This is a genomic window from Kitasatospora sp. NPDC059160 (assembly GCF_042755465.1).
GTDB lineage: Bacteria > Actinomycetota > Actinomycetes > Streptomycetales > Streptomycetaceae > Kitasatospora.
On the sequence record NZ_JBHZCN010000123.1, the window covers coordinates 1 to 26,641 of the forward strand.

Consider the following 26,641-nt stretch of genomic DNA (forward strand, 5'->3'; position numbering starts at 1 on the left):
GGACCGGGACGGGGTCACCGTGGACCTCCACGGCCCGGACGGCGCAGGGCAGTTGCACACCCGCCGTGGGGGGGGGGGACCCCCCCCCCCGCGGGGGGGCCGGGCGCCCCACCCGCGCCCCCGCCCCTCCGTCACGGGCGTCAGCGGGTGCGGAAGGCCAGCACCACGTTGTGGCCGCCGAAGCCGAACGAGTTGTTCAGCGCGGCGATCCGGCCCTCGGGCAGCGGGGTCGCCTCGGTCACGACCTTCGCGTCCACCTCGTCGTCCAGCTCCTCGACGTTGATGGTCGGCGGGGCGATCCGGTGGTGCAGCGCCAGCACGGTGGCGACGGTCTCGATGCCGCCGGCGCCGCCCAGCAGGTGGCCGGTCATCGACTTGGTGGCGGAGACCAGGATGTGGTCGAGGTCCTCGCCCAGCTCCTTGCGGAGCGCCTTGAGCTCGGCGGTGTCGCCCTGCGGGGTCGAGGTGGCGTGCGCGTTGACGTGCACGATCTCGGCCTTGTCCAGCTCGTTGCGGTCGAACAGGTCGGCCAGCGCGCGGGCCACACCGGCACCGGTCGGCTCGGGCTGGGCGATGTGGTGGGCGTCCGAGGACAGGCCCTGGCCGACGGCCTCGCAGTAGATCCGGGCGTTGCGGGCCTCGGCGTGCTCCAGCGACTCCAGCACGACCACGCCGGCGCCCTCGCCCAGCACGAAGCCGTCCCGGGCCTTGTCGTACGGGCGCGAGGCACGCTCGGGCTCGTCGTTGTTCTTGGACATCGCCATCATGTTGGCGAACGCGGCGATCGGCAGCGGGTGGATGGCCGCCTCGGTGCCGCCGGCCACCACGACGTCGGCGCGGCCGCTGCGGATCATCTCGATCGCGTAGCCGATCGCCTCGGCGCCGGAGGCGCAGGCGGAGACGGGGGTGTGCACACCCGCGCGGGCGCCGACCTCCAGGCCGACGTTGGCCGCCGGGGAGTTGGGCATCAGCATCGGGACGGTGTGCGGGGAGACCTTGCGGGCGCCCTTCTCCCGCAGCACGTCGTACTGGTCGAGCAGGGTGGTCACGCCGCCGATGCCGGAGGCGATCACGGCGCCCAGGCGCTCGGGGGCGAGCTTGGAGGACTCGTCGGTGGCCGGGGTCTCGTAGCCGGCGTCGGCCCAGGCCTCGCGGGCGGCGATCAGCGCGAACTGGGCGGAGCGGTCGAGCTTGCGGGCCAGCGGGCGGGGCAGGATCTCGCCCGGCTCGACCGCGGTGCGTGCGGCGATCCGGACCGGCAGGTCCTGGGCCCACTCCTCGGTCAGCGCCGCCACTCCGGAGCGCCCGGCGATCAGGTTCTCCCAGGTGGTGGCGGCGTCGCCGCCCAGCGGCGTGAAGGCGCCGATACCCGTGACGACCACGGTTCGGTTCTCAGCGGTCACTGGTTTCTCTTCTTTCACGTTTCGTGCGGGGTCGGCGGCGAGCCGAAGAAGGGCCCGGCCGGGCGCCCGGTGGGGCGTCCCGGCCGGCGGGTCGACCTGGCTCTCGGAGCCGGGCCGACGGGTCAGCCGTCCTGGGCGTGCGTCACGCCGGACGGACTGGGCGACTCGTACGAGTCGATCGCTCAGGCGGCGTTGGTGAGGATGTAGTTCACCGCGTCGCCGACGGTCTTCAGGTTCTTGACCTCGTCGTCCGGGATCTTGACGTCGAAGCGCTCCTCGGCGGCCACGACGACCTCGACCATGGACAGCGAGTCGACGTCCAGGTCGTCGGTGAAGGACTTGTCCTCCTGGACGTCCTCGCCCGGGATACCGGCGATCTCGTTGACGATCTCGGCGAGACCTTCCAGGACCTCGTCCTTGGTGTAAGCCATACCGGCTGCTCCTCTTCGGTGTTGAACGTGTCCGACCGTCGGCCGGGCACGGGCTTGTGGATGGGGTGGGGCGAAACGCGCCTAGGGGAGCGTAACGACTGCCGCGGCGTAGACGAGACCCGCCCCGAACCCGATGATCAGCGCGAGGTCGCCGCTGTGGGCCTCGCCGGACTCCAGCATGCGCTCCATCGCCAGCGGGATGGAGGCCGCGGAGGTGTTGCCGGTCTCCGCGATGTCGCGGGCGACCGGCACCGACGCGGGCAGCTTGAGCGCCTTGATCATGGCGTCGGTGATCCGCATGTTGGCCTGGTGCGGGATGAAGGCGCCGAGCTGGTCGGCGGTGATCCCGGCGGCGTCCAGCGCCTGCTGGGCCACCTTGGCCATCTCCCAGACCGCCCAGCGGAACACCGGCTGGCCGTCCATCCGCAGGGCCGGCCACTTGTGGTCCTGCTCCTCGCCCGGGCCGTTGATGGCGTCGGGCTTGGCGAAGGCGGTGTCCCAGGCCTGCGTCTGGCTGATGACGTCGGACTGCGAGCCGTCCGAGCCCCAGATCAGCTTGCCGATGCCCGGCGTGTCGGACGGGCCGACGATCGCGGCACCGGCGCCGTCGCCGAAGATGAAGGCGGTCGAGCGGTCCGACTTGTCGGTCAGGTCGCTGAGCCGCTCGACGCCGATCACCAGCACGTACTCGGCGTTGCCGCCGCGGATCATGCCGTCGGCCAGGCCCAGGCCGTAGCCGAAGCCGGCGCAGGCGGCCGAGATGTCGAAGGCCGGGGCGGTGCCGCAGCCGAGCCGTTCGGCGATCTCGGTGGCGATCGCGGGGGTCTGCTTGAGGTGCGAGACGGTCGCGACGATCACGCCGCCGATCTGCTCGGCGGAGATGCCGGCCTGCGCGACGGCCTTGCCGGCGGCCTGCAGCGACATCTCGGCGACGCTCTCCTCCGGGCCCGCCCAGCGGCGCTCGGCGATCCCGCTCCGGGTGCGGATCCACTCGTCCGAGGAGTCGATCCACTCCAGGACCTCGGAGTTGGGGATGACCCGGACCGGGCGGTAGCCGCCGACCCCGTGGATCCGGGAGTACTGCGCGCCGGTGGCGGGGCGGATCTGGGGCTTGGTCATGCCAGGTCCTCCTGGTCCTGCTGGTCCGGCTGCTCCTGGCCGCTGTGCTCCGCGATGAGCGCACGGGCCTTGTCCAGGTCGGCGGGGGTCTTCAGGGCGAGCGTGGCCACGCCCTTGAGGTTGCGCTTGAGCAGCCCCGTGAGCGTGCCCGCGGGGGACAGCTCGATCACGGCGGTCGCGCCCAGCCGGCCGAGGGTCTCCGTGCAGAGGTCCCAGCGGACCGGGTTGGAGACCTGCGACACCAGGCGGGCCAGCACCTCGGCGCCGGAGTCGACGACCCCGCCGTCCCTGTTGGACACGTAGGTGACCTGCGGGTCGGCCACGGCCAGGCTCGGGGCCAGCGCGGCGAGCCGCTCGACACCGGGGGCCATGTGCTCGGTGTGGAACGCACCGGCCACCTTGAGCGCGATCAGCTTGGCGCCGGCCGGCGGGTCGGCCTTGAGGGCCTCCAGCTGGACCAGCGTGCCGGCCGCGACGATCTGGCCGCCGCCGTTGTTGTTGGCCGCGGTCAGGCCGTGCTCGGCCAGCTTCGCCGCGACGACCTCGGGGTCGCCGCCGAGCACGGCGGTCATGCCGGTCTCGGTGACGGTGGCGGCCTCGGCCATGGCCAGGCCGCGCTCACGGACGAAGGTCAGCGCCTCGGCCGCGCCGAACACGCCGGCGAGGGCGGCGGCGGTGATCTCACCGACGCTGTGGCCGGCGACGGCGCCGGTCAGCTTGCGGGCGACGTCCTCGTCCGGGAACAGCGCGCGAGCGGTCACCAGACCGGCCGCGACCAGCAGCGGCTGGGCGACGGCCGTGTCCTTGATCTCCTCGGCGGAGGCCTCCGTCCCGGCGTGCACCAGGTCGAGCCCGGCGGGCTCCGACCAACGGCGCAGGCGGTCGGCGACACCGTCCAGCTCCAGCCAGGGGCTGAGGAAACCGGGGGACTGGGCACCCTGTCCAGGGGCGACGATTACGAGCACGGTTCAACCCTCTCTCGCCAGGCGCCCGGGGGCGGGTAGGCGACGGTAACGAAGAAAACCATCCGGGATTGTATGGTCCCTACACCCCGGCTCAACCGGGCTCCCCGGCGGCGGTGAGCCGGCCGAGGGCCAGTGCGATCCGCAGGGTGAACGCCGAACGTACGTCGGAGGGGGCGTACCCCGTGACGTCGGTCACACGTCGTAGCCGGTAGCGCACCGTGTTGGGGTGCACGAAGAGCATTCGGGCCGCGCCCTCCAGGGAGGACGCCTGCTCCAGGTAGACGCTCAGCGTCTCCAGCAGGGCGGAGCCGGCCTCGTCCAGCGGTGTGTAGATCTCCTCCACCAACTGGCGGCGGGCGGCTTGGTCCCCGGCGAGCGCCCGTTCGGGCAGCAGGTCGTCGGCGAGCACCGGGCGCGGGGCGTCCGGCCAGGCGGCGCAGGCGCGCAGTCCGGACGCGGCGGCGTGCGCCGAGCGGGTCGCCGAGAGCAGGTCCGGCACGGTCGGGCCGATCACCACCGGGCCCGGCGCGAACTGGCCGATCAGCGCCCGGGCGGCGTGCACCGGCTCCTTCTCGCCGCCGACCACGACCACCAGGCGCTTGCCCAGCACCCCGGTCAGCACGTTCAGCTTGGCGTACCGGGCGGCCCGGCGGATCGCCTCGACCACCAGCTCGCTGTCGCCGTCCGGGGCGCTGCCCATCACCACCCGGACCTGGCTGGGCTGGCCCCAGCCCAGGGCGGCCGCCCGGGACAGCACGCCCTCGTCGGCGTCGCCGGACAGCAGGGAGTTCACCACCAGCGCCTCCAGCCGGGCGTCCCAGGCGCCGCGCGCCTCGGCCGCCTGGGCGTACACCTGGGCGGTGGCGAAGGCGATCTCCCGGGCGTAGACCAGCACGGACTCGCGCATGTCCGCCTCGTCGCCGGGGGCGGCCACCTCCTCGATGGCCTCCTCCATCACCTCGATCGTGGTGCGGATCAGCTCCACGGTCTGGCGCAGCGTGATCGCCCTGGTCAGCTCGCGCGGGGCGGTGCCGAAGACGTCGGTGGAGATCGCCCGGGCGGCCTCCGGGTGGCGGTACCACTCGGTGAAGGCGGCGATGCCCGCCTGGGCGACCAGGCCGATCCAGGAGCGGTGCTCCGGCGGCATCCGCCGGTACCAGCCGAGCTGGTCGTCCATCCGCGAGATCGCGGCGGTGGCCAGCTTCCCCGAGGACTTCTCCAGCCGCTTGAGCGTCGCGGCCCGGCGCTCGGCCCGCTCGGCGGCGTTCCGGCGCTCCTGGGCGGTCAGACGGGGGGCGGGGCGGCCGGGGCGGTCGCGGGCGGTCCGGGGAGCCGGGCTCTTCCCGGTGGGTTCGGCGGGCGGCGTGGGTTCGCTCTTGGAGTTCGCGGAAGCGGCTGGCACAAGGACAAGACTGCCTCACGCGAGTGACTGCTCGTGCACACCCCCCGGTGCGGGGGCACGGTGGTGCCGCTCACGGCCCCGGGGCGCGGGGCGCGTCCGCGCCCCGGCGCGCGCCGTCCGGAGCAGTACGGTGAGGGGCGTGACCGACGACGCCGCCCGCCCCCGCGCCGACCAGCGCCGCACCGCCGAGCGCTACCGCTCCACCCCCGCCGAGGGCATCGAGACCCGACACGCGTTCTCCTTCTCCGGCCACTACGACCCGAAGAACACCCACTTCGGCGCGCTGCTCGCGTGCAACGAGGAACTCCTGGCGCCCGGCGCCGGGTTCGAGGAGCACAAGCACCGGGACACCGAGATCCTCACCTGGGTGCTGGAGGGCGCGCTGGCCCACCGGGACTCGCACGGCCACGGCGGGGTGGTGCGCCCGGGCATGGTCCAGCACCTCAGCGCCGGCTCCGGGGTCACCCACACCGAGCGCAACGTCGGCGGCGCCACCGGGCCGGTGCGCTTCGTCCAGATGTGGCTGCAGCCGGACGAGTTCGACGCCGCCCCCGCGTACGGGCTGCGCAAGGTGGAGCGGGCGGACGGCGGGTTGACGCTGCTGGCCTCCGGCCTGGAACGCGACGCCGGGACGGACGCCCTGCGGCTGCGCCGCCGCGACGCCGCGCTCTGGCTGGCCACCGCCGGCCCCTGGCAGCCGCTGCCCGAACTGCCCGCCGCGCCCTGGCGGTACGCCCACCTGACGGCCGGCTCCCTGGGTTACCGGACCGTGCCCGGGCCCAAGGGCGCCGGGCGGTCGATGGCGCCCGGCGACAGCGTGCGGGTCACCGGCGAGGCCTTCGCCGACCCGGCGGCCGGGGAGACCGGCGCCGAACTCCTGCTCTGGGAGATGCACTCGCCGGTCTCGTACGGCTGAGGTCAGCCCCGCAGTTCGCCGAGGACGGCGTCGGACAGCGGCGGCCAGGCCTCCACGGCCCAGGGGCCGAAGTCCCGGTCGGTGAGCGCGACGCAGGCCGCGCCGGCCCGCGGGTCGACCCAGAGGAAGGTGCCGGACTGGCCGAAGTGGCCGAAGGTCTCGGGGGAGTTGGCGGTGCCGGTCCAGTGCGGGCTCTTGCCGTCGCGGATCTCGAAGCCGAGGCCCCAGTCGTTCGGGCGGCGGTGCCCGTAGCCGGGCAGCACGCCGCTGGTGCCGGGGAAGGCGACCTCGCGGGTGGCCCGCCGGACGGTGGACGGGTCCAGCAGCTTCGGGGACTGCAGCTCGGCGGCGAACCGGGCCAGGTCGGCCACCGTGGACAGGCCGCCGGCGCCGGCCGGGGACTTGCTCGCGGTGTTGATCAGGGTGTCGTGCATGCCCAGCGGCTCGAACACCGCCTCGGCGACGTACCGGTGGAACGCGATCCCGGCGGCCTCGGCCAGGGTGGCCGCCAGCACGTCGAAACCGGCGTTGGAGTAGAGCCGGCGCTTGCCGGGCTCGGAGAACAGCCGGTCCTCGTCGAAGCCGAGGCCCGAGGTGTGGGCGAGCAGGTGGCGGACGGTGGAGCCGGGCGGGCCGGCCGGGTCGTCCAGCTCGAACACGCCCTCCTCCAGGGCGACCAGGGCCGCGTAGGAGGTGAGCAGCTTGGTCACCGAGGCCAGCGGGAAGAGGTGCTGCTGCGGGCCGTGGGCGCCCAGCACCGCGCCGTCCGACCCCCGGACCACCGCGGCGGCGGCGTGGGGCACGGGCCAGTTGTCGATCATCCGCAAGCTCTCCATGCGGTCGACTCTAATGTGCGGTCCGGTCGGGTGGCGGGGGCACCCGGGTGGGTGGCTTGCTTGGAGTGCACTCCAACTCGGTAGCGTCGTCGGCACAGGACAGGGGGAATCGATCATGGCCACACCCGTACGGGCCCGGGCCGGTCTGCGCAGCTGCGCCGAGGTCTTCAACGGCCAGGACAGTGAGCCGGACCGGACCCCGCGGCACACCATCAGCGAGGTCGCCGCCGTCAGTGGGCTGACCGCCCACACGCTCCGCTGGTACGAGCGGATCGGCCTGCTCGACCCGGTCGACCGCGCGGCCGGCGGCCAGCGCCGCTACTGCGACGGCGACCTGCGCCGGCTGGCCTTCCTGGGCCGGCTGCGGCTGACCGGGATGTCGGTGGCGGACATGCTCAGGTACGTCGACATGGCCCGCCGCGGCGACGAGACCTACGTCGAGCGCCGGGAGCTGCTGGAGACCCAGCGCGAGGAGGTCCGGCAGCGGATCGTCGACCTCCAGGCCACCCTGGCCGTCCTCGACCACAAGATCGATCTCTATGCCGGGAGGATCGCCGACAGTGCCGGCGCCCCCGTCCGAAGCCAGCACCACCGAGTAGAGGAAGAGCAGAGCGCATGACTCACCCCGTCCTCCCCACCGCACCCCTCGGCACCGACGGCCCGCTGGTGGGCGTCCAGGGCCTCGGCTGCATGGGCATGAGCGAGTTCTACGGCCCGACCGACTCCGACGAGGCGCGCGCCACCCTGGACGCCGCGCTGGAGGCCGGCGTCACCCTGTTCGACACCGCGGACATGTACGGCCACGGCCGCAACGAGGAGTTCCTCGCCCCGTTCGTCCGCGCCAACCGCGACCGGGTGGTCATCGCCACCAAGTTCGCCATCGACCGCAGCGAGGAGGACCCGAGCCGCCGGGCCATCCGCAACGACCCGGAGTACATCCGCACCGCGGTGGAGGGCTCGCTGCGCCGCCTCGGCGTGGAGACGATCGACCTGTACTACATGCACCGCCGTGACCCGGCCGTGCCGCTGGCCGACTCGGTCGGCGCGATGGCCGAGCTGGTGAAGGCCGGCAAGGTGCGGCGGCTGGGGCTGTCCGAGGTGACCGGGGCCGAGCTGCGCGAGGCGCACGCCGTCCACCCGATCGCCGCGGTGCAGTCCGAGTGGTCGGTGTTCGCCCGGGACGTCGAGCGCTCCGCGGTGCCGGCCGCGGCCGAGCTGGGCGTCGCCTTCGTGCCGTACTCGCCGCTCGGGCGGGGCTTCCTGACCGGCGCCTTCCAGGACGCGGCGACCCTCACGGCGGGCGACTTCCGCCGCAGCAGCCCGCGCTACACCGGGGAGAACGCCGTCGCCAACGGCGAACTGCTCACCCCGCTGCGGGAGATCGCCGCCGCCCACGACGCGACGCTCGCCCAGGTCGCGCTGGCCTGGGTCCAGCAGCGGGCCCAGGTTCACGGGCTGACCGTGGTGCCGATCCCCGGCACCCGCAAGCGCAGCCGGCTCGCCGAGAACACCGGTGCGGTCGCCCTGCGGCTGAGCACGGAGGAGCTGGCGCTGCTGGAGCCGCTGGCCGGCCGGGTGGCGGGCGAGCGCTACGCGGACATGAGCAACACCTCGGTCGGGCGCGAGTAGTCGGGTGGTACAGCCGTGCGGGGCCGGGGGTCGTCGACCTCCCCGGCCCCGCACGGGTTGTGCGGCCTCAGGCCTTGCGGCCCGTCCAGGCGGCCAGCCGGGCGTGCACGTCGGCGTCCTCGGCGACCGGCAGCACCGCGCCGAACGGGACCCCCTCGACCCGGCCCTCGGGCGGCAGGACCAGCTCGGCGACGGCCAGCGCGGTGCGGGCCAGCCCCTCGTCCAGGGCGAAGCCGTTGCCGAGGGCGGTGGCGATGTCCCAGGAGTGGGTCACCGTCTCCATCACGTAGCCGCCGACCACCATCCCGCCGGGCACCTCGCCCCAGGGTGCGGAGGTCGGGCGGCCCAGCTTGGCGTCGTCCGCCCAGGCGGCGGTGGCGCGGGCGGCGGCCCGGGCGAGCGCGGCCGGCCAGCCGTCGTCCGCCGGGTCCTCGATGCCGGGCAGGATGTCCGCGGCCAGGCCGCCCTCGCCCATGTAGGCGAACCGGTGGATGCCGCCGACCACGTGGTTCAGCAGCTGACGCAGCGTGTACTCGTCGCACGGGGTGGGCCGGTCGAGGTCGGCGGGGGTGACGGCGGCGACCAGCTGCGCCAACTGGCCGAGGGCGGCGAGGTACTGGGGGCGGGCGTCCTGGACGGCGTTCATCTTCGGTCAACTCCTGGGTGCGGTGCGGTCCTTGCTCGGGGCGGCCCTCTGCCGGGGGCGGCCCCTGCCCGGACCGTTCGGTCGGGCTCGGAACGCAATCTCCCAGTAAAACCTGACAAGTGCCGTCAGGATTCTTGGGATCCTGGAGCCATGAAGGCCGACCGCCTGCTCTCGATCCTGCTGCTGCTCCAGACCCGGGGCCGGGTGCCCGCCACCGAACTGGCCGAACGGCTGGAGGTGTCCGTCCGCACCATCTACCGGGACGTCGAGTCGCTCTCCGCCGCCGGGGTGCCGGTGTTCACCGAACGCGGCCGGCACGGCGGCATCAACCTGCTGCCCGGCTACCGCACCGACGTCACCGGGCTGACCGCCGACGAGGCGCGGGCCCTGTTCGTGCTCTCCGCCCAGGGCGCCCACAGCGACCTCGGGCTGGACGGTGCGCTCGGCTCGGCGCTGCGCAAGGTGATGGCCGCGCTGCCCGCCCCGCACCGCCCGGCCGCCGAGCGGGTCAGCGAGCGGATCCTGGTCGACCCGGCACGCTGGATGCAGAACCCGCAGGCGGGCGCCGGCAGTCCGCCGGACCTGGGCGAGCTGCAGTACGCGGTCTTCGCCGACCGGCGGCTGCGGCTGCGCTACCGGCACAGCGGGGCGCCCGCGCCGGTGGAGTACACCGTCGACCCGTACGGCCTGGTGAACAAGGCCGCGGTCTGGTACCTGGTGGCCGATCTGCACGGCGAGCCGCGGCTGTTCCGGGCCGACCGGGTGCTGGCCGCCGAGACCGCCGAGGAGGCGGTGCGCCGCCGGGCCGGGGTGGCGCTCGGCGAGGTGTGGGCGGCGCTGCGCGAGCAGGTGGAGCGGCTGCCCGTGGACGTGCCGGTACCGGTGCGGGTGCGGCGCGGGCGGCTGGACATGTTCCTGCGCATCCACGGCGGCCGGGTCACGGCCCTGCCGCCGGAGACGGACAGCGGAGTGGCCGAGGAGTGGGTCGAGCTGGCGATGGCCTTCCCGTCCGCGGCGGCCGTCCGCTCGCTGCTGGCCTTCGGCGCCGAGGTCGAGGTGCTGGGCCCGCCGGCCGCCCGGCGCGAGCTGGCGCGGGCGGCGGCGGAGGCCCTGCGGCTGTACCAGGAGCAGTGACGCCCCAACAGGGCCTAGGAGTTGGACTGGGGCCGGACGACGTCGCGGTAGTCGCCGAGCGAGATCGCCGCGAAGTTGTGCAGGCTGTCGGTGCCGTCGGTGAAGTAGCCGTTGTGGCCGGCCGCGCGGGCGGAGGAGATCTGCTCGGCACCGAAGCCGCCGCCGGTCGGGTCGGCGCCGTGGCCGAGCTTGCCGACCTCCAGGAACGGGACGTTGCCGATCCAGTCGCTGGGGTTGCGGGTGGCCCACACGTGGACGCCGCTGCCCAGCTCGTCGGCCGACTGCACGCCCATGCCCGGGCTGCCGAACACCATCATGTCGGTGATGCCGGAGGTGTCGGACGGCGAGGCGGCCGCCCGCGGGATCTTCGGGGCGGCGGTGCCGCACACCACCGAGCCGTACGAGTGGCAGAGCAGCGCCGGGGGCGCGTCCGGGCGGGTGGTCTCCCGCAGGCCCGCCAGCAGTCGTTCCAGCCGGGGCGCGGCGACGTCGGCGAGCCGGGAGGTGGCCGCGTCCGGGCCGAGGCCCGAGGGGGTGACGTACCCCGTCCAGGCGATCACGGCGGTGCGGGTGCCCGGGGCCTGGCGCTGCTCCTCAGAGTACAGGGCGCGGGCCATGCCGGCCGGGGAGCGCAGCGGCTCGGCCGCCTGGTCGAAGTGGCCGAGGTCGGCGTCGGAGCCGGGGACGATGACGGAGACGTGCTCGGCGTCGGCGAGGTCGCCCCAGACCTCGGTGACCAGGCCGCGGCCGCGCGGGTCGAAGGCGAGGACCTGCCGGTCGGGGGTGAGCAGGTGGTCGACGTCGTTGGCGCGGGAGACGGCCAGGGCGCGGGTGTCGGCGTCCAGCTTCTTGTCGGCCGCGCGGGCCCGGGCGGCGTCGCGCTCGTTCGCCAGGGCGATCCGGTTGGCGCGGTAGCGCAGGTCCAGCGGGGCGCCGTCGTAGTTGCCGACGACCAGCGGGTAGTCCTTGATCAGCCGGTCCAGCTCGGTGGGGGCGAGCGAGGCGAAGAAGGCGGCGGCGTCGGCCGGGCTGGTGGTGGCCGGGTCGGGCAGGACGCGGCCGAAGGAGTGGTCCTGGATCCAGGCGGCGCTGCCGGCCGGAGGCGTGGAGATCGCCAGCTGCTCCGAGGAGACCGCGGCGGCGGCTGCCGAGGCACCCGCGTCGGCGAGCACGGCACAACCCGCGAACGCCCCGATCAGTACCCGCTTCCAGCGTCGACGGTTGCGCACCGCACCAACTCCCTTGGGGCCCGTCACCGTTTCTCGGGCGGTGCCCGGAGGGTGCGAAATGGACTTGCTGACTTCCCTGGGAAAGCGTAGAGGTCACAGGAGGGTGACGGACACGCCCAAACTGTGGGATGGATCACATGAACCGGGAGTGTCCTCCCGACGTCCTTGTGTGGCCGTTCCGGCGGTGCTAAGCGGAGTGGCGGGCGTCATGTTCGGAGACCACCCGCTTGGGGGCCGTCCGCCGCCAGGCCTCGGTGACCACGTCGCGCAGCTCCTCCGGGTCGACCAGGTCCAGTCGGACGCTCACCCAGCCGTGGCGTCCGACGTAGCGCGCGAAGGAGAACACCTCGGGCTCGGCGGCGATCAGTTCGGCCTGGTCCTCGCGGGTGGCCTTGACGGTGACGCTGTCGCCGTCGGGGTCGCCCATCGCGAAGACCTTGCCGCGCACCCGCAGGGTCTGGATGCCCCAGGTCGGTTCCTGGACGGCCTCCGGCAGGGCCAGGGCCATCGCGCGGAACTCGTCGAACGTCACCATGGCGGCAGGGTAGAGCAGGGCCCCGCTGCGCGCCCCCGCACCCCCGGGTGGGCGCGGGGGCGCGGGGCGCGGGCGGCGCTCAGCCGAGCGAGGCCCAGTTGTCGCAGGTCCGGTCGCCGTCGACCAGCCGGTCCGGGTGCCCGCTGCCGTCGGCGACCGAGATCCGGCGGTAGCTCTGGCCGCAGAAGACCCAGAACTCGCTGCTGCCGCTGACCCGTTGGCGGTCCGGGACGGGCAGGAAGCAGTCCCGGCCGTCGGCCCCGGTGACCACCGAGGGGTACCAACGGCCCACCGACATGTCGGGGTTGCGGGTCCAGGTCTCCGTCCACGGGTCGAAGACCAGCGAGAGCTTGGCGCCGGTGCCGCCGTTGCCGCCCAGGTTGCCGCCGAAGACGCCGAGCATGCCGTTGGGCAGGAAGGAGTGCCCGGAGCAGAAGAACGGCACCGGGCGGGGCTCGTCCAGGCCGTCCGGCATGTCCGGGACCGGCGGGTCGACCCGCCGGAAGGCGTCCTTGCCGGTGCCCTTGGCCGGGTCCCAGAGGAAGGCCCGGCCGGCGTTCTCCTTGCCGATGGTCTGGGTGGGGGCGGGTTCCTTCTCGGGGTTGGTCTCGATCCGTTCGAAGGAGAACAGCAGGACCTTGCCGGTGGGCAGCAGGGCGACGTGGTCGCCGAAGTCGGGGGAGGGGAAGTACTCCTTGAAGGCGCCGAAGGTCTCCGGCGCGAAGGCCTTGTTGAGCTGGGCCTGGGAGGCGGTCAGGGCGTTGTACCGGTTGGTGCGGGTGGTCTGCGGGTGGTCTGCGGGTAGTCGCCGACGCCGCGGACGGCCGCGCGCATCCGGGCGTGCTCCTCGGCGTGCTCCCGGCCGAGGGCGGCGACCTCGTCCTGCCGCACCTCCTCGGCGACCCGGCGGGAGTCGACGTGCGGGGCGAGGTCGTCCCCGCCGTGGGCGAGTGCCGGGGCGGCGGCGCTCAACAGGCTTCCGGTGGTGACCGCGAGGACCACGGCGGCGGCCGGCAGCCGGTGGCGGCCCGGGGGCCGGGACCGCGGGCGGGACGGGGACGGGGGCATGGATCTCCTCGGGGAGGGAGGGGTGTTCGGGGAGGGGGCGAATGCGGACGGACGGGCCGTGGGCGGGCGCGGTCCGGCGATGGTTGCCGACCGTCACAGAACATCACAGTGCGTGGTGGCGCGCATGTGCCGTGCCTCCCTTGGAGCGGTGCCCCTTCCGGGGATGCGCTGGAACGGCCGAAGGGGCGCGCACCGTTCGGTTGCGCGCCCCTTCGGAGCGGTGATCGCCGGCGTGGTCGCCGGGGTGTCACACCATGCCCAGCGCGTACGCGGCGAACAGCGCCGCCGCCGCGCCCGCCAGCGCCTTGCCGGCCCGGGAGAAGGCCGTCCACGGCCCGTCGAAGCGCCGGGTGAACCACCCGATCGTCACCAGGGCGGCCCCGAACAGCGGCAGCAGGGCCAGCCGGGCGGCCACCCAGCCGAGCGAGTCCGGCGCGGTGGTCAGCCCCGGCAGGGCGCCCAGGCCGGCTGCGCCGGGCACCGCCACCGCGAGCATCGCGCTCTGGTGCCAGCAGAAGATCGTCATCGCCGACAGGTTGACCGCCACCACCGGCAGCCACAGCAGCGGACGGCGGGTCAGCAGCCGGCCCAGCCGCTCCCGCAGCAGTACCGCCGCGCCGCACTGCACCGCGGCCAGGGCCAGCACCAGCAGGGACGGCGGGTGCGAGTTGGTCCGCTCGACGCCCGGCACCCCGACCATGCTCGCCGGGTAGTGGAACGCCACCAGCAGGACCGCGAACAGCGCCGCGCCGCCGAACAGCAGCACCCGGGCGGCCGACCGGCCGAGCCGGCCCTGCGCCCACAGCACGCCCAGCTGGTAGCCGAACATCCAGCCCGGCAGCAGGTTCAGCAGCCCCAGCCAGGACGGCACCGCCTCGGCCCACGGCCCGTACCGCAGCAGGTCGACCAGCGCGACCGAGGCCACCAGCAGGCCCGCCGACCACGGGCCGAGCCGCCGCCCGAAGGCCACGCAGAGCGGGGTGAGCGCGGTCAGCGCCAGGTACACCCCGATGTACCAGAGCGGCTGCACCACCAGGGTGGCGCCGGTGCGCAGGGTGTCCGCGGGCACCCCGAGCCGGGGCAGCAGCGGGATCAGCAGCGCCCACACCGCCGTCACCCCCAGCACCGGCCGCAGCAGCCGGACCGTCCGGGCCCGCAGCCAACTCCCGTACGTCAGCCCCTTCTCCCGGGCCCGCTCCAGCGAGCGGACCGAGGAGTGGCCGCCGACCAGGAAGAACACCCCGAGCATCTGGAGCACCCAGCTGGCCGGGGCGAGGCCGCCCAGGGCGGAGAGCGGGCTGGCGTTGTGCAGGGCGCCGTCGGCGGAGAGGGTCAGGCCGCCGAGCATCCAGTGGCCGATCGGGACGGAGAGCAGGGCGAGGGCGCGCAGGCCGTCCAGGGCGCGGTCGCGGCTCGCGGGGGTCTTCGCGTCGACCTTCGCGGCGGCGCGGCGCAGGGCGGCGACGGGGTGGGGCAGGGTGCTGGTGGGGCGGGCCATGGTGGTGCTCCTTCCTTGGCGGGGGGTGGGGCTCAGCGGCCCTGGGCGATGGCGGCGTAGGCGGCGAGGGAGGCGGTGCCGGGGGTGAAGTAGCCGGTGTGGCCGTGGGATCCGGTGGACGGCAGCGGGCGGGCGCCGAAGCCGGGGTCGGTCGGGTCGGCGCCGTGGCCGAGGCCGAGGAACCGGACGTTGGGCACGTCGCCGATCCAGTCCGAGTCGTTGCGGGCGGTGGCCCAGAGCGGCACCGCGGGGTCGAGGTCGGCGGCCGAGTCCACGCCCATGCCGGGCGAGCCGAGCACCACCAGGCCGGAGGCCCGGGCGGGGGTCGGGCGGGCCAGGCCGCAGACCACCGAGCCGTAGCTGTGGCAGAACACCGTGGGCGGGGCCTGCGGGGTCGTGCTGGCGGCGAGTCCGTCCAGGAACCGGTCGAGGCGGTCGGCGCCGGCCCGGGCGAGGTCCTCGGTGGCGGCGTCGACGCCGACGCCGACCGGGGTGGTGTAGCCGGCCCAGGCGATCACGGCGGTCCGCCCGTCGGTGGCCCGGTACAGGGCGCGGGCCATGCCGACGGGGGTGCCGTACGGCTCGGTGGCGCGGTCGAAGGTGAGCAGGTCGATGTCGGAGCCGGGGACGATCACGGCGGTGCGGGGGGCGGTGGTGAGGTCGCCGAACACCTCGGCGACCTGGCCGCGGCCGCGCGGGTCGAAGGCGAGGACCTGCCGGCCGCCGTCCAGCAGGGTGCGGTAGCGCTCGGCGCGGGTGCGGGCGGCCTGCTGGTCCTGCGGGGTGAGGGCCGGGTCGGTGGTCCGGGCGAGTTCCCGGTCGCGTTCGGCGGTGAGGGCCAGGGTGTTGGCCCGGTACCGGAGCGGGACCGGGGCGCCGTCCAGGTTGCCGACCACCAGGGGGTGTCGGGCGGCCAGGGCCTGCTGCTGGGCGGGCGTCAACCCGGCGAAGAAGGCGGCGACTTGGGCGGGGGTGCTGGTGGCCGGGTCGGGGAGGCGCAGGCCGAGTGCGGTGTCGGCGGTCCAGGCGGCGCTGCCGGGCGGCGGGCCGGTGACGGCGGCCTGGGTGTCGGCGGCCCAGCCACCCGCGCCGAGCACAGCCGCCAGCGCCAGCGCGGTGGCGGCGAGCGCCCGCTTGGTACGGAGCTTGCGCATGTCCCTGTTCTCCCTCGTCCGTTCGGCAGCCGGCTTCGGCTTTCGACGAGGAGGAAGGTAGGAAGACGACGGCCCCGCGGACGTCACACCGCGGGGCCAACTACCCGGTGCTACCGGGGTATGAGGGGGACAACCCCCCTTACTCGCCGGGGGTCACCAGGCCTGACTCGTAGGCCAGCACCACGGCCTGGGCGCGGTCGCGCAGGTCGAGCTTGCCGAGGATGCGCCCGATGTGGGTCTTGACGGTCTGTTCGGCGAGCACCAGCTGGGCGGCGATCTCCTGGTTGGACAGGCCGCGGGCGATCAGCCCCAGCACCTCGGTCTCCCGGGGGGTCAGGCCGTTGAGCCGCAGTTTGGGGTCGCGGCGCCTGGCGGGCTTGGTGCGGGCGAAGTCGGCGATCAGCCGCCGGGTGACGGAGGGGGCGAGCAGGGCCTCGCCGGCCGCGACCACCCGGACCGCGGCGATCAGGTCGGCCGGCGGGGCGTCCTTGAGCAGGAAGCCGCTGGCCCCGGCGCGCAGCGCCTCGTACACGTAGTCGTCCACGTCGAAGGTGGTCAGCATCAGCACCTTGGGCCGGTGGGCGCCGGGGACGTCGGGGTCGAGCAGTCGCCGGGCGGCCTCCAGGCCGTCCATGACGGGCATCCGGACGTCCATCAGGACCACGTCCGGGTGGGTGCGGCCGGTGACCTCCAGGGCCTGGGCGCCGTCCGCCGCGTCCCCCACCACGTCGATGTCGCTCTGCGCGTTGAGCAGGGCGGCGAAGCCGGCCCGCACCATGGCCTGGTCGTCGACGATGATCACGCGGATGGTCATGCGGGTGTCTCCTGGGGTGGGTCGAGCGGCAGGACGGCGGCCACCTTGAAGCCGCCGTCGGGCAGCGGGCCGGTGTCCAGCCTGCCATCGACCAGCCGGACGCGTTCACGCATGCCGACCAGGCCGTGCCCGGTGCCCTCGACCGAGGCCTCCAGCGACTCGGTGTGCTGGGACGGGGGCGCGTTGACCACGGTGAGCCGCAGTTCCGGGCCGTCCGCCGACAGCGACACCCAGGTCCGGGCGCCGGGGGCGTGCCGGACCACGTTGGCCAGCGCCTCCTGGACGATCCGGTAGACGGAGAGGCCGACGGCCTGCGGCACCAGCTCGGCCAGCCCCTCGTCCACGGCCAGTTCGGCGGGCACCCCGGCCCGCCCCACCGTCTCGACCAGCTGGGTGAGTTGGGCCACGCCCGGCTGCGGGGCCTTCTCCCCGGAGGCGTCCTCGCTGCGCAGCACCCCGAGCAGCCGGCGCATCTCGGCCAGCGACTCGCGCGCGGTGCCGGCGATCGCGGTGAACTCCTCGGCGGCGTCGTCCGGGACGCCCTGGATCCGGTACGGCGCGCTGGCGGCCTGCACCGCGATCACCGACATGTGGTGGGCCACCACGTCGTGCAACTCCCGGGCGATCCGGGCGCGTTCCTCCAGCAGGGTGCGCCGCTCGCGCTCCACCTCGCTGATCTGCTCCTGCTCGGTGAGCAGCCGGCGGGCGACCGCGCGGTCCTGCACGGCCCAGCCGAGCAGCAGGACGGCTCCGCTGAGCGCGATCAGCAGCACGGTGGTGCCGTCGCCGGCCCGGGGCAGTCCGAGGGTGGTGGTGAGGACGGTGAGCAGGAAGGTGGCGATCCAGACCGAGACCACGGTGGCCCGGCGCTCGCGCAGCCCGAGGGCGAGCAGCAGGAAGAGGTACGCGATGATCATCGGTGCCGTCCACGGCCAACTGCCCATCAGCTGGTGGTGGCGGGCGGTGATGGCGGCGGTGAGGACCAGGGTGGGGGCGCTGATCCACCAGGCGGCCAGCGGGCGGGTGATGGCGAGGAACAGCGGGGTGGTCTGGGCGACGGTGAGTGCGGCGGCGACCGGCAGCACCAGGCCGTAGAAGCCGACCAGGGTGGCGATCCCGGAGGGGATCAGCGAGGCCTGGAGGATGATCGCGACGGCGAACGGGATCCTGCGCACCCAGCGTCGGCGGGAGTTCCCGAGCAGCGGGGTCTCGTTCTCGCTGGGGATGGTCAGGTTCTGCCGCAGGGTGCGCAGTTGTCGGGCGGCGAACCTGCGGGCGTCGGCGGCGGTGAGCGTCTTCATCGCGGGCCAGCCTAGGAGCACGGGCCCGGGTCGCGCGTCGGACTGGAGCGCGAACCTCCGGGTACCACCCGGGTACGGGGTGGTACCCGGGTACTACGGGCGGGCGTTACGGGCGGTCGCGCCAGTGGCCGGCCAGGGCGGGGCCGAGCTGGTCGAAGTAGCGCTCGATCACCACGACCATGCCCTCGGGGCCGGCCGGTTCCTGCTCGGCGGTCCAGGAGAGGTGGGCGGCGCGCAGCAGGCTGCCGAAGACGGCGGCGAGCACGACCGGGCGCAGGTCCTCGGCGGGGTCGAGTCCTTCGCGTTCGGCGAGCACCTGGACCACCAGCCGCTCCTGCTCGGTGACCCGGCGCAGGTGGGCGGCGAGCAGGGCGGGGGTGTCCTCGATGATGCGCAGCAGTTCGAGGGCGCTGCCGATGGAGTTGGGGCCGGAGGCCCGGGCGTTCCCGAGGTCGCGCCAGGCCTGGACGATCGAGGCGCGCAGGGCCTGGAGCGGGGTCTCCTCGGCGGGCCGGTGGTGCAGGCAGTGGATGAAGTAGTCCTCGGCGTCGGCCATCACGGCGAGGGCGACCTCGTCCTTGTTGGCGAAGTAGCGGAAGAAGGTGCGCTGGGAGACGTCGACGGCGGAGGCGATCTCGTCGACGGTGGTCCTGGCGAAGCCCTGGCCGAGGAAGAGCGCGTGGGCGGCCTGCACCAGGGCGTCCCGGGTCTGCTGCTTCTTGCGCTCGCGCAGGCCGGGGGCCCGGCCGAGGCCCTCCGGGGTGCCGACGGGGCGGGGGGTGCGAGCGGCCATGGCGGGGGCCTTCCGGGGCGCGGGTGTGGCGGGTGGGAGCACAACCTTAGCCGCCTGACAAATGGCAGTTCCGGCCACAAGTCACTGTTTGCCGAATGTCAGTCGCTGACATAATCTGCCCGGAGTGGCGCTCGTCGGCCGGGCACTCGTGGGGACGGGTGGGTCGTCGCAGCGCCACCACCACGTGCCGGTCTCTGTCACGCCCCCGGAGGGCCCAGATGAGTCAGTCCGTCGTCAAGAACTCCGAGGCGGACGCGGCGCCGCCGTCGAAGCCGCCGGCCGGGGGAGGGCTCAAGGGGCACCCCTGGCTGACCCTGCTGACCGTCGCGGTCGGCGTGATGATGGTCGCCCTGGACGGCACGATCGTCGCGATCGCCAACCCGGTGATCCAGGAGAAGCTCAAGGCCGCGCCCTCCGAGATCCAGTGGGTCACCAGCGGCTACCTGCTGGCGCTCGCGGTCTTCCTGATCACCGCCGGCAAGATCGGCGACCGCTTCGGCCACAAGAGCACCTTCCTGGTCGGCGCGGTCGGCTTCGCCGCCACCTCGGCCGCGATCGGCTTCGCGGGCAACATCCAGACCGTGATCGCCTTCCGCGTCCTCCAGGGCCTGTTCGGCGCGCTGCTCCAGCCCGCCGCGCTCGGCCTGCTGCGCGGGGCCTTCCCGGCCGACAAGCTCAACATGGCGATCGGCATCTGGGGCGGGGTGATCGGCGCGTCCACCGCGGCCGGCCCGATCGTCGGCGGCCTGCTGGTCGAGCACGTCAACTGGGAGTCGGTGTTCTTCATCAACATCCCGGTCGGCCTGGCCGCGGTGGCCCTCGGCCTGTGGATCCTCAAGGACGTCCGGGCCGAGAACGCCGCGAAGTCCTTCGACCTGCCGGGCATCGGGCTGCTCTCGGTCGGGATGTTCGCGCTGGTCTTCGGGATCATCAAGGCCCCCGAGTGGGGCTGGGGCGACGCCCGGACGCTGCTGTTCCTGGGCGGCGCGGTGCTGCTGATGGTGCTCTTCGCGCTCTGGCAGGGCCGGGCGAAGGAGCCGCTGATCCCGCTGAGCCTGTTCCGCTCGGTGCCGCTGTCGGCGGGCGTGCTGCTGATGGTGCTGATGGCCTTCGCGTTCTTCGGCGCGATCTTCTTCGTGACCTTCTACCTCCAGAACGTGCACGGGATGAAGCCGGTCGACGCCGGCGTCCACCTGCTGCCGATGACCGGCATGATGATCGTCGGCGCGCCGCTGGCGGGCCTCGCGATCGGCAAGCTCGGCCCGCGGATCCCGATCATGGTCGGGATGCTGCTCACCACCGGGGCGATGGTCGGCATGTCCACCCTGGACACCGGCTCCGGCACCGGCGTGATGTCGCTCTGGTTCGTCCTGATGGGCCTCGGCATCAGCCCGGTCATCGTCGGCGCCACCGAGGTCATCGTCGGCAACGCCCCGCTGGAGCTGTCCGGCGTGGCCGGCGGCCTCCAGCAGGCCGCGATGCAGGTCGGCGGCAGCCTGGGCACCGCCGTGCTGGGCGCCCTGATGGCCGCCAAGGTCGGCGACGTGCTGCCCGGCAACTGGGCCAAGGCCGGCCTGCCGCCGGTCGAGGACCCGCAGGCGGCCGCGGGCCTCAAGCAGGCCGCCCAGCTGGGCATCGCCCCGCCGGCCCCGCCCGGTACCCCGCAGCAGGCGGTGGACCTGATGGCCGGCGCCGTGCACCAGTCCTTCGTCAGCGGAATGTCGCTGGCCTTCATGGTGGCCGCGGTGGTGGCGTTCGGCGCCGCCCTGCTGGCCCTGCTGACCCGCCGCGGCGAGACCGACGCGGGCCCGGCCGTGCACATCTGAGCCGGCCGGCGGACGGCCCCGGACTCCGTGGGGGAGACCGGGGCCGTCGTGCTGCCCGGGGTGCCGCTCAGACCCGGGTGAGGGCCACCAGCGGGATCGTCCGGGCGGCCTCGCGGTACTCGGCGAACTGCGGCTGGGCGGCCGACTGGCGGGCCCAGAGCGCGTCGTGCTCGGCCGGGTCGACCGCGGCCGCCACGGCCGGGTAGCGCTCGGTGCCGAGCTCGACGGTGACCTCCGGGTGGGCGACCAGGTTGCGGTACCAGACCGGGTCGGTGTCGCTGCCGCCGTTGGAGGCGAAGACCACCAGCCGCTCGCCGTCCGGCAGGTGGACCAGCGGGGTGGTGCGCGGCTCGCCGCTGCGGGCGCCGACCACGGTGAGCAGCAGCAGCGGCATCCCGGCGAGGTCGCCGCCCACCACCCCCGCGCCGGCCCGGAACTCGGCGATCACCTTGCGGTTGAACTCTCCCACGCCGTCGGCGGGTTCGGGGTGGTGGTGCGTGCTCCGGTTCGTCATGGCGTCGAGCGTAGGACCTGACCCGGGTGTCCGGGGCGGGAACGCCGAAGGGCCGGACCCCGTACGGGAGTCCGGCCCCTCTCAGGCGCTAGCGGGTGATCAGGCGTCGCCGCCGGCGGCACCCGGGTCGGCCGCGGTCACGTCCAGCAGCTGGTAGCGGTCGATCGCGTCCTTCAGCGCCGAGCGGTCGATCTTGCCCTGCTTGGCGAGCTCGGTGAGCACGCCCAGGACGACCGACTGCGCGTCGATGTGGAAGAAGCGACGGGCCGCACCGCGGGTGTCGGCGAAGCCGAAGCCGTCGGCGCCCAGCGACTGGTACTGGCCCGGCACCCAGCGGGCGATCTGGTCCGGAACGGCGCGCATCCAGTCGGACACGGCGACGACCGGGCCCTCGGCGCCCTGGAGCTTCTGGGTGACGTACGGCACCCGCTGCTGCTCCTCGGGGTGCAGCAGGTTGAACTCCTCGGCCTCCACCGCGTCGCGGCGCAGCTCGTTCCAGGAGGTCGCGGACCAGACGTCGGCCTTGACGTTCCACTCCTCGGCGAGGATGCGCTGGGCCTCCAGGGCCCACGGCACGGCCACGCCGGAGGCGAGGATCTGGGCCGGGATCTGGCCGGCGGTGGCCGGCGCGTACCGGTGCAGACCCTTGAGGATGCCCTCGACGTCCACGTTCTCGGGCTCGGCCGGCATCTTGATCGGCTCGTTGTAGACGGTCATGTAGTAGAACACGTCCTCGCCGTGCGGGTGCTCGGCGCTGGAGCCGTACATCCGCCGCAGACCGTCCTGGACGATGTGCGCGATCTCGAAGCCGTACGCCGGGTCGTACGCGACGACGCCGGGGTTGGTCGAGGCCAGCAGGTGCGAGTGGCCGTCGGCGTGCTGCAGGCCCTCACCGGTCAGCGTGGTGCGGCCGGCGGTGGCGCCGATCACGAAGCCGCGGGCCAGCTGGTCGGCCATCTGCCAGAACTGGTCGCCGGTGCGCTGGAACCCGAACATCGAGTAGAAGACGTACACCGGGATCAGCGGCTCGCCGTGGGTCGCGTAGGACGAACCGGCGGCGATCAGCGAGGCGGTGCAGCCGGCCTCGGAGATGCCGTCGTGCAGCATCTGGCCGGTCGGCGACTCCTTGTAGGCCAGCAGCAGGTCGCGGTCGACCGACTCGTAGGTCTGGCCCAGCGGGTTGTAGATCTTCGCCGACGGGAACAGCGAGTCCATGCCGAAGGTGCGGTACTCGTCCGGCGCGATCGGCACGAAGCGGTTGCCGATGCCCTTGTCCCGCATGAGGTCCTTGAGCACCCGGACGAACGCCATGGTGGTGGCGATGGTCTGGTTGCCGGAGCCCTTCTTGACCGCCTTGTACGCGTCGTCGCCGGGCAGTTCCAGCTTGCGCGGGCGCACCTTGCGGGTCGGCACGTAGCCGCCCAGCTCGCTGCGGCGGTCGTGCATGTACTGGATCTCTTCCGAGTCGCGGCCCGGGTGGTAGTAGGGCGGGTAGCCCTCGTCCAGCTGCTTGTCGGTGATCGGCAGGTGCAGCCGGTCGCGGAAGCGCTTGAGGTCCTCGACCGTCAGCTTCTTCATCTGGTGGGTGGCGTTGCGGCCCTCGAAGTTGGGGCCCAGCGTCCAGCCCTTGACCGTCTGGGCCAGGATGACCGTCGGCTGGCCCTGGTGCTCGCGGGCGGCCTTGAACGCCGCGTAGATCTTCTTGTGGTCGTGGCCGCCGCGACCCAGGTGCTGGATCTGCTGGTCGGTCATGTTCTCGACCATGGCGCGCAGGCGCAGGTCGCCGCCGAAGAAGTGGTCGCGGATGTACTGGCCGGTCTCGGTGGCGTAGGTCTGGAACTGGCCGTCCACCGTGGTGTTCAGCTTGTTGACCAGGACGCCGTCGCGGTCCTGCGCGAGCAGCGGGTCCCAGCTGCGGTCCCAGACCAGCTTGATCACGTTCCAGCCGGCGCCCCGGAACTGGGACTCCAGCTCCTGGATGATCTTGCCGTTGCCGCGGACCGGGCCGTCCAGGCGCTGCAGGTTGCAGTTGACCACGAAGGTCAGGTTGTCCAGGCCCTCACGGGCGGCCAGCGAGAGCTGGCCGAGCGACTCGGGCTCGTCCATCTCGCCGTCGCCGAGGAAGGCGTAGACCTGCGAGTCCGAGGTGTCCTTGATGCCCCGGTGCTCCAGGTAGCGGTTCATCCGCGCCTGGTAGATCGCACCGAGCGGGCCGAGGCCCATCGAGACGGTCGGGAACTCCCAGAAGTCCGGCATCAGCCGCGGGTGCGGGTAGCTGGACAGGCCGTACGGGGCCTTCGACTTCTCCTGGCGGAACGCGTCGAGCTGCTGCTCGGTGAGTCGGTCCAGCAGGAAGGCGCGGGCGTAGATGCCGGGGGAGGCGTGGCCCTGGAAGAAGATCTGGTCGCCCGACTCGCCCTCGGCGTCCTTGCCGCGGAAGAAGTAGTTGAAGCCGACGTCGTACAGCGACGCGGAGGAGGCGAAGGTGGCGATGTGCCCACCGACGCCGATGCCCGGGCGCTGCGCCCGGGAGACCATGACGGCCGCGTTCCAGCGGGTCGCGTTGAGGATCTTGCGCTCGATCTCCTCGTTGCCGGGGAAGAACGGCTCGTCCTTGGTCGCGATGGTGTTCACGTAGTCCGTGCTGCGCATCTCGGGCACGGCGACACGCTTCTCGCGGGCGCGCTCGATCAGCCGCAGCATCAGGTAACGGGCACGCTCACGCCCCCGCTCGTCGATGGCCGCATCGAGCGACTCCAGCCATTCCGCGGTCTCCTCGGGATCGAAGTCCGGGACCTGACTCGGAAGGCCGCCAATGATGATCGGGTTGCGATCGGATCCGGAAGCCACGCTGTTCCTTCACTGTCGGTCGAAACTGAGGTGTGTCGCGCCGCCTCCATCGTGCTACCGCGCTCGGAGATCCGTCATCTCTACCGATCGGTAACCGTTCCGCCTGGTGGACGGAACGGTCTGGTGGTGCGCGTCGCGGGCTTCTTCGTCCGCTCCGCACACCCCCGGGTGTTACGAAAAGAGGTGGTCCGACCTGGTGTCCCGTCCGCCCGATGGCGGGCGGCCGGGGTGAGGGCCAACAGGAGACTCTACGCCCGCGCACGCGCGGACCCCGAATGCCGTTCGCATCTCGGGCACGCGTACGGCCTGTGGGCCGGGACCACCCGAAGCATCCTTGTCCCACGCAGAGAAGGGCAAATCGGTGTGATTCCCGACACCTCGCCCGGCGTGTCCCGCTGCGACACGTCAACCTTTGGGGGGGATCGGCGGTCGGGTACTTGCGCGAACCGCCGCGCCCGTGTGGACTACGGCCACAGCCTCGGCATGGATGCCGGGCCGAATACTGGAGGTTATTCCCGTGAGCGCGACCGCGGACCCCGCGGACAAGTCCAACCCGGCGACCCGTCTCGGCTTCGAAGAAGGCCAGATCGTCCAGGAGCTGGGGTACGACGAAGACACTGACCAGGATCTCCGTGAGGGCATCGAGGAGATCACCGGGACGGAGCTCGTCGACGAGGACTACGACGACGTCGCGGACGCCGTCCTGCTGTGGCACCGCGACGAGGACGGGGATCTCACCGACTCCCTCGTGGACGCCCTGGAGTACCTGGCCGAGGGCGGGCTGATCTGGCTGCTGACGCCCAAGACCGGCCGGGACGGCCACATCGAGGCGTCCGACATCGCGGACGCGGCGAAGACCTCCGGCCTGTCGCAGACCAGCTCGATCGCGGTGGCCAAGGACTGGGCGGCGACCCGGCTGGCGACCAAGTCCACGGCGAAGCAGCCCAAGCAGCGCTGAACGGGCCCCGAGCCTCGCGCCGGGCCCCTTCGGAGGACCTCCTCCGTCGGGGCTCGGCGCTTTTTCGTGCGGCTCCCCGGGCGGCCGGGGGTGCGGGTGCCGCGGGCGCTCCGGGCGATCCGGGAGTCGGGTGTTCCGGGTGTTCTGTGCGTTCGCTCAGGGCGGAAGGGGTGGGCCTTCCGGTGGGCGGCGTCATCCGTTCGGCCGAACGTCGGTCAACGGATGCGAGGATGTCGCCTGCCGTGCCCGTAGCGCGGCCAGGTCGCGTCAGAAAGGTCCCGCTCATGGCCGTCGAGATCGGCACCCAGGCTCCGGACTTCGAGCTCAGCACCCAGCACGGGGAGACGGTCCGGCTGGCCGACTTCCGCGGCCGCAAGCACGTCGTCCTGGTCTTCTACCCGTTCGCCTTCACCGGCGTCTGCACCGGCGAGCTGGGCGCGATCCAGCGCGAGCTGGCCGGGCTGCAGAACGACGAGGTCCAGGTGCTCGGCGTCTCCTGCGACTCGCAGTTCTCCCAGCGGGTCCTCGCCGACCGGGAGGGCCTGGAGTTCCCGCTGCTGGCCGACTTCTGGCCGCACGGCGAGGTCACCCGGGCCTACGGCGTCCTGGACGAGCGGAAGGGCTGCCCGCTGCGCGGCACCTTCGTGATCGACAAGGCCGGCACGGTGCGCTGGAGCGTCGTCAACGGCCTCCCGGACGCCCGGGACGAGCAGGAGTACCTCAAGGCCCTGGCGGGCCTCTGAGCCCCCCGGACGGCCCCACGGGGCCCGTGCGACCCTTCGGCCCCGTCGTTCGGGCGTGCGTACGGGAACCCGGTACTACGCTCGGGCCGTTGGCGGAGTGCGGCGTACGTCCGTTTTTCGTCGGTCGGCGCCGAGAACCGCACCACCCGGGGGCACCACCCGTGCCTCCCGATTCTTGGAGGACACGTGGGAGTCAGCCTCAGCAAGGGCGGCAACGTCTCGCTCACCAAGGAGGCGCCGGGTCTCCAGGCCGTCGTGGTCGGCCTGGGCTGGGACGTCCGGACCACCACCGGTACGGACTTCGACCTGGACGCCAGCGCGCTGCTCTGCAACGAGCAGGGCAAGGTCGGTTCGGACGGGAACTTCGTGTTCTTCAACAACCTGAAGAGCCCGGACGGCTCGGTCGAGCACACCGGCGACAACCTGACCGGTGAGGGCGAGGGCGACGACGAGGCGATCAAGGTCAACCTGGCCACCGTCCCGGCCGACGTGCAGAAGATCGTCTTCCCGGTGTCGATCTACGACGCCGAGAACCGCGGCCAGAACTTCGGCCAGGTGCGCAACGCGTTCATCCGGGTGGTGAACCAGGCGAACAACGTCGAGCTGGCGCGCTACGACCTCTCCGAGGACGCCTCCACCGAGACCGCGATGGTCTTCGGCGAGCTCTACCGCAACGGCGGCGAGTGGAAGTTCCGCGCCATCGGCCAGGGCTACGCCTCCGGCCTGCGCGGCATCGCCCAGGACTTCGGCGTCAACGTCTGAGTCCTCGTCTGAGTCCTCCTGCGGCGCAGGGGTCTTGCGCGGTCACCGGGGCGGCCCCCGACCGTCGAGGGCCGGGGGCGCCCCCGCGTAGTGGGGGGGCGGGGGGGGGTTCCGG

At 73.3% G+C, this 26,641-nt stretch carries 26 protein-coding genes; 8 read left to right on the forward strand and 18 right to left on the reverse strand.

Annotated features, from left to right (window positions below):
* Positions 1-140: 140 nt before the first annotated feature.
* From fabF to ACFXOZ_RS36035, 5 genes are all read right to left on the reverse strand, one after another.
* Complete coding sequence (fabF, locus tag ACFXOZ_RS36015) at positions 141-1,403, reverse strand: beta-ketoacyl-ACP synthase II (RefSeq protein ID WP_375887723.1); 1,263 nt, start codon at positions 1,401-1,403, stop codon at positions 141-143.
* Positions 1,404-1,585: 182 nt separating this feature from the next.
* Positions 1,586-1,834 carry an acyl carrier protein gene (locus ACFXOZ_RS36020; RefSeq protein ID WP_375887726.1) on the reverse strand — a complete coding sequence of 83 codons (249 nt, stop codon included), beginning with the start codon at positions 1,832-1,834 and terminating at the stop codon, positions 1,586-1,588.
* 81 nt (positions 1,835-1,915) lie between these two features.
* Positions 1,916-2,953, reverse strand: coding sequence for a beta-ketoacyl-ACP synthase III (locus ACFXOZ_RS36025; RefSeq protein ID WP_375887728.1), 1,038 nt, complete (start codon positions 2,951-2,953; stop codon positions 1,916-1,918).
* Positions 2,950-3,918 (reverse strand): ACP S-malonyltransferase, encoded by a 969-nt coding sequence (locus tag ACFXOZ_RS36030; protein ID WP_375887730.1) that lies wholly within the window; start codon positions 3,916-3,918, stop codon positions 2,950-2,952. Before ACFXOZ_RS36030 ends, ACFXOZ_RS36025 begins: the two co-directional genes overlap by 4 nt.
* A 91-nt stretch (positions 3,919-4,009) precedes the next feature.
* Entirely contained in the window at positions 4,010-5,206 is a 1,197-nt protein-coding gene (locus tag ACFXOZ_RS36035; RefSeq protein ID WP_375888120.1) for a PucR family transcriptional regulator, read from the reverse strand.
* Positions 5,207-5,459: 253 nt separating this feature from the next.
* Here ACFXOZ_RS36035 and ACFXOZ_RS36040 point away from each other — a divergent pair, with 253 nt between their 5' ends.
* A complete protein-coding gene (locus ACFXOZ_RS36040) occupies positions 5,460-6,236 on the forward strand; it encodes a pirin family protein (RefSeq protein ID WP_380527554.1) in 777 nt (258 codons plus the stop codon).
* A 2-nt stretch (positions 6,237-6,238) separates the two neighbouring features.
* Here ACFXOZ_RS36040 and ACFXOZ_RS36045 read toward each other — a convergent pair whose 3' ends face one another.
* The gene (locus ACFXOZ_RS36045; RefSeq protein WP_380527552.1) at positions 6,239-7,072 is read right to left on the reverse strand and encodes a serine hydrolase domain-containing protein; all 834 of its coding nucleotides are present in this window, start codon (positions 7,070-7,072) and stop codon (positions 6,239-6,241) included.
* A gap of 115 nt (positions 7,073-7,187) precedes the next feature.
* On the opposite strand from ACFXOZ_RS36045, the gene ACFXOZ_RS36050 reads away from it, so the two are divergent.
* Together ACFXOZ_RS36050 and ACFXOZ_RS36055 are read left to right on the forward strand one after the other, a co-directional pair.
* On the forward strand, positions 7,188-7,691 hold the full coding sequence (locus tag ACFXOZ_RS36050; RefSeq protein WP_375887738.1) for a MerR family transcriptional regulator: 504 nt from the start codon (positions 7,188-7,190) through the stop codon (positions 7,689-7,691).
* Entirely contained in the window at positions 7,688-8,701 is a 1,014-nt protein-coding gene (locus tag ACFXOZ_RS36055; RefSeq protein ID WP_375887741.1) for an aldo/keto reductase, read from the forward strand. Before ACFXOZ_RS36050 ends, ACFXOZ_RS36055 begins: the two co-directional genes overlap by 4 nt.
* A gap of 67 nt (positions 8,702-8,768) precedes the next feature.
* Here ACFXOZ_RS36055 and ACFXOZ_RS36060 read toward each other — a convergent pair whose 3' ends face one another.
* The gene (locus tag ACFXOZ_RS36060; RefSeq protein ID WP_375887744.1) at positions 8,769-9,347 is read right to left on the reverse strand and encodes a TIGR03086 family metal-binding protein; all 579 of its coding nucleotides are present in this window, start codon (positions 9,345-9,347) and stop codon (positions 8,769-8,771) included.
* Positions 9,348-9,497: 150 nt separating this feature from the next.
* Between ACFXOZ_RS36060 and ACFXOZ_RS36065 the strand changes: the two genes are divergently transcribed.
* Positions 9,498-10,481 (forward strand): helix-turn-helix transcriptional regulator, encoded by a 984-nt coding sequence (locus ACFXOZ_RS36065; protein WP_380527548.1) that lies wholly within the window; start codon positions 9,498-9,500, stop codon positions 10,479-10,481.
* 14 nt (positions 10,482-10,495) lie between these two features.
* Here the strand turns inward: ACFXOZ_RS36065 and ACFXOZ_RS36070 are convergent, their stop codons facing one another.
* From ACFXOZ_RS36070 to ACFXOZ_RS36110, 9 genes are all read right to left on the reverse strand, one after another.
* Positions 10,496-11,710 (reverse strand): alpha/beta hydrolase, encoded by a 1,215-nt coding sequence (locus ACFXOZ_RS36070; protein WP_375887749.1) that lies wholly within the window; start codon positions 11,708-11,710, stop codon positions 10,496-10,498.
* 187 nt (positions 11,711-11,897) lie between these two features.
* Entirely contained in the window at positions 11,898-12,245 is a 348-nt protein-coding gene (locus ACFXOZ_RS36075; protein ID WP_380594150.1) for an MmcQ/YjbR family DNA-binding protein, read from the reverse strand.
* Positions 12,246-12,324: 79 nt separating this feature from the next.
* On the reverse strand, positions 12,325-12,720 hold the full coding sequence (locus tag ACFXOZ_RS36080; protein ID WP_380594152.1) for a hypothetical protein: 396 nt from the start codon (positions 12,718-12,720) through the stop codon (positions 12,325-12,327).
* Positions 12,721-12,998: 278 nt separating this feature from the next.
* Positions 12,999-13,313 carry a hypothetical protein gene (locus tag ACFXOZ_RS36085; RefSeq protein WP_380594154.1) on the reverse strand — a complete coding sequence of 105 codons (315 nt, stop codon included), beginning with the start codon at positions 13,311-13,313 and terminating at the stop codon, positions 12,999-13,001.
* Between the two features lie 247 nt (positions 13,314-13,560).
* Complete coding sequence (locus ACFXOZ_RS36090) at positions 13,561-14,811, reverse strand: acyltransferase (protein WP_380594156.1); 1,251 nt, start codon at positions 14,809-14,811, stop codon at positions 13,561-13,563.
* A 32-nt stretch (positions 14,812-14,843) separates the two neighbouring features.
* Positions 14,844-15,965: an alpha/beta hydrolase gene (locus ACFXOZ_RS36095; protein ID WP_380594158.1), complete on the reverse strand. Its 1,122-nt coding sequence runs from the start codon at positions 15,963-15,965 to the stop codon at positions 14,844-14,846.
* Between the two features lie 139 nt (positions 15,966-16,104).
* Positions 16,105-16,779 carry a response regulator gene (locus ACFXOZ_RS36100; protein WP_375887764.1) on the reverse strand — a complete coding sequence of 225 codons (675 nt, stop codon included), beginning with the start codon at positions 16,777-16,779 and terminating at the stop codon, positions 16,105-16,107.
* Positions 16,776-18,080, reverse strand: a complete 1,305-nt coding sequence (locus ACFXOZ_RS36105) for a sensor histidine kinase (RefSeq protein WP_380594160.1) — start codon at positions 18,078-18,080, stop codon at positions 16,776-16,778. Before ACFXOZ_RS36105 ends, ACFXOZ_RS36100 begins: the two co-directional genes overlap by 4 nt.
* Before the next feature lie 106 nt (positions 18,081-18,186).
* Positions 18,187-18,873 carry a TetR/AcrR family transcriptional regulator gene (locus ACFXOZ_RS36110; RefSeq protein WP_380594162.1) on the reverse strand — a complete coding sequence of 229 codons (687 nt, stop codon included), beginning with the start codon at positions 18,871-18,873 and terminating at the stop codon, positions 18,187-18,189.
* A 218-nt stretch (positions 18,874-19,091) separates the two neighbouring features.
* Between ACFXOZ_RS36110 and ACFXOZ_RS36115 the strand changes: the two genes are divergently transcribed.
* A complete protein-coding gene (locus ACFXOZ_RS36115; RefSeq protein ID WP_380594164.1) occupies positions 19,092-20,699 on the forward strand; it encodes an MFS transporter in 1,608 nt (535 codons plus the stop codon).
* A gap of 67 nt (positions 20,700-20,766) precedes the next feature.
* Here the strand turns inward: ACFXOZ_RS36115 and ACFXOZ_RS36120 are convergent, their stop codons facing one another.
* Positions 20,767-21,213 carry a nitroreductase/quinone reductase family protein gene (locus tag ACFXOZ_RS36120; RefSeq protein ID WP_380594166.1) on the reverse strand — a complete coding sequence of 149 codons (447 nt, stop codon included), beginning with the start codon at positions 21,211-21,213 and terminating at the stop codon, positions 20,767-20,769.
* Between the two features lie 99 nt (positions 21,214-21,312).
* On the reverse strand, positions 21,313-24,063 hold the full coding sequence (gene aceE, locus ACFXOZ_RS36125; RefSeq protein WP_375887776.1) for a pyruvate dehydrogenase (acetyl-transferring), homodimeric type: 2,751 nt from the start codon (positions 24,061-24,063) through the stop codon (positions 21,313-21,315).
* A 517-nt stretch (positions 24,064-24,580) separates the two neighbouring features.
* Here aceE and ACFXOZ_RS36130 point away from each other — a divergent pair.
* The 3 genes from ACFXOZ_RS36130 (at position 24,581) to ACFXOZ_RS36140 (ending at position 26,526) form a co-directional block, all read left to right on the forward strand.
* Positions 24,581-25,021, forward strand: a complete 441-nt coding sequence (locus tag ACFXOZ_RS36130; RefSeq protein ID WP_375887778.1) for a DUF3052 domain-containing protein — start codon at positions 24,581-24,583, stop codon at positions 25,019-25,021.
* A 284-nt stretch (positions 25,022-25,305) separates the two neighbouring features.
* Positions 25,306-25,764: a peroxiredoxin gene (locus tag ACFXOZ_RS36135; RefSeq protein ID WP_380594168.1), complete on the forward strand. Its 459-nt coding sequence runs from the start codon at positions 25,306-25,308 to the stop codon at positions 25,762-25,764.
* A 186-nt stretch (positions 25,765-25,950) separates the two neighbouring features.
* The gene (locus ACFXOZ_RS36140) at positions 25,951-26,526 is read left to right on the forward strand and encodes a TerD family protein (RefSeq protein ID WP_375887783.1); all 576 of its coding nucleotides are present in this window, start codon (positions 25,951-25,953) and stop codon (positions 26,524-26,526) included.
* The last annotated feature ends 115 nt before the right edge of the window (positions 26,527-26,641 follow it).

Excerpts from the sequence above, each read along its gene's own strand:
- ACFXOZ_RS36020 (WP_375887726.1), bottom strand. The coding sequence starts at position 1,834 with ATGGCTTACACCAAGGACGAGGTCCTGGAAGGTCTCGCCGAGATCGTC.
- ACFXOZ_RS36025 (WP_375887728.1), bottom strand. The coding sequence starts at position 2,953 with ATGACCAAGCCCCAGATCCGCCCCGCCACCGGCGCGCAGTACTCCCGG.
- ACFXOZ_RS36045 (WP_380527552.1), bottom strand. The coding sequence starts at position 7,072 with ATGGAGAGCTTGCGGATGATCGACAACTGGCCCGTGCCCCACGCCGCC.
- ACFXOZ_RS36050 (WP_375887738.1), top strand. The coding sequence starts at position 7,188 with ATGGCCACACCCGTACGGGCCCGGGCCGGTCTGCGCAGCTGCGCCGAG.
- ACFXOZ_RS36055 (WP_375887741.1), top strand. The coding sequence starts at position 7,688 with ATGACTCACCCCGTCCTCCCCACCGCACCCCTCGGCACCGACGGCCCG.
- ACFXOZ_RS36060 (WP_375887744.1), bottom strand. The coding sequence starts at position 9,347 with ATGAACGCCGTCCAGGACGCCCGCCCCCAGTACCTCGCCGCCCTCGGC.
- ACFXOZ_RS36065 (WP_380527548.1), top strand. The coding sequence starts at position 9,498 with ATGAAGGCCGACCGCCTGCTCTCGATCCTGCTGCTGCTCCAGACCCGG.
- ACFXOZ_RS36075 (WP_380594150.1), bottom strand. The coding sequence starts at position 12,245 with ATGGTGACGTTCGACGAGTTCCGCGCGATGGCCCTGGCCCTGCCGGAG.
- ACFXOZ_RS36080 (WP_380594152.1), bottom strand. The coding sequence starts at position 12,720 with ATGCCGGACGGCCTGGACGAGCCCCGCCCGGTGCCGTTCTTCTGCTCC.
- ACFXOZ_RS36085 (WP_380594154.1), bottom strand. The coding sequence starts at position 13,313 with ATGCCCCCGTCCCCGTCCCGCCCGCGGTCCCGGCCCCCGGGCCGCCAC.
- ACFXOZ_RS36090 (WP_380594156.1), bottom strand. The coding sequence starts at position 14,811 with ATGGCCCGCCCCACCAGCACCCTGCCCCACCCCGTCGCCGCCCTGCGC.
- ACFXOZ_RS36095 (WP_380594158.1), bottom strand. The coding sequence starts at position 15,965 with ATGCGCAAGCTCCGTACCAAGCGGGCGCTCGCCGCCACCGCGCTGGCG.
- ACFXOZ_RS36100 (WP_375887764.1), bottom strand. The coding sequence starts at position 16,779 with ATGACCATCCGCGTGATCATCGTCGACGACCAGGCCATGGTGCGGGCC.
- ACFXOZ_RS36105 (WP_380594160.1), bottom strand. The coding sequence starts at position 18,080 with ATGAAGACGCTCACCGCCGCCGACGCCCGCAGGTTCGCCGCCCGACAA.
- ACFXOZ_RS36110 (WP_380594162.1), bottom strand. The coding sequence starts at position 18,873 with ATGGCCGCTCGCACCCCCCGCCCCGTCGGCACCCCGGAGGGCCTCGGC.
- ACFXOZ_RS36115 (WP_380594164.1), top strand. The coding sequence starts at position 19,092 with ATGAGTCAGTCCGTCGTCAAGAACTCCGAGGCGGACGCGGCGCCGCCG.
- ACFXOZ_RS36120 (WP_380594166.1), bottom strand. The coding sequence starts at position 21,213 with ATGACGAACCGGAGCACGCACCACCACCCCGAACCCGCCGACGGCGTG.
- ACFXOZ_RS36135 (WP_380594168.1), top strand. The coding sequence starts at position 25,306 with ATGGCCGTCGAGATCGGCACCCAGGCTCCGGACTTCGAGCTCAGCACC.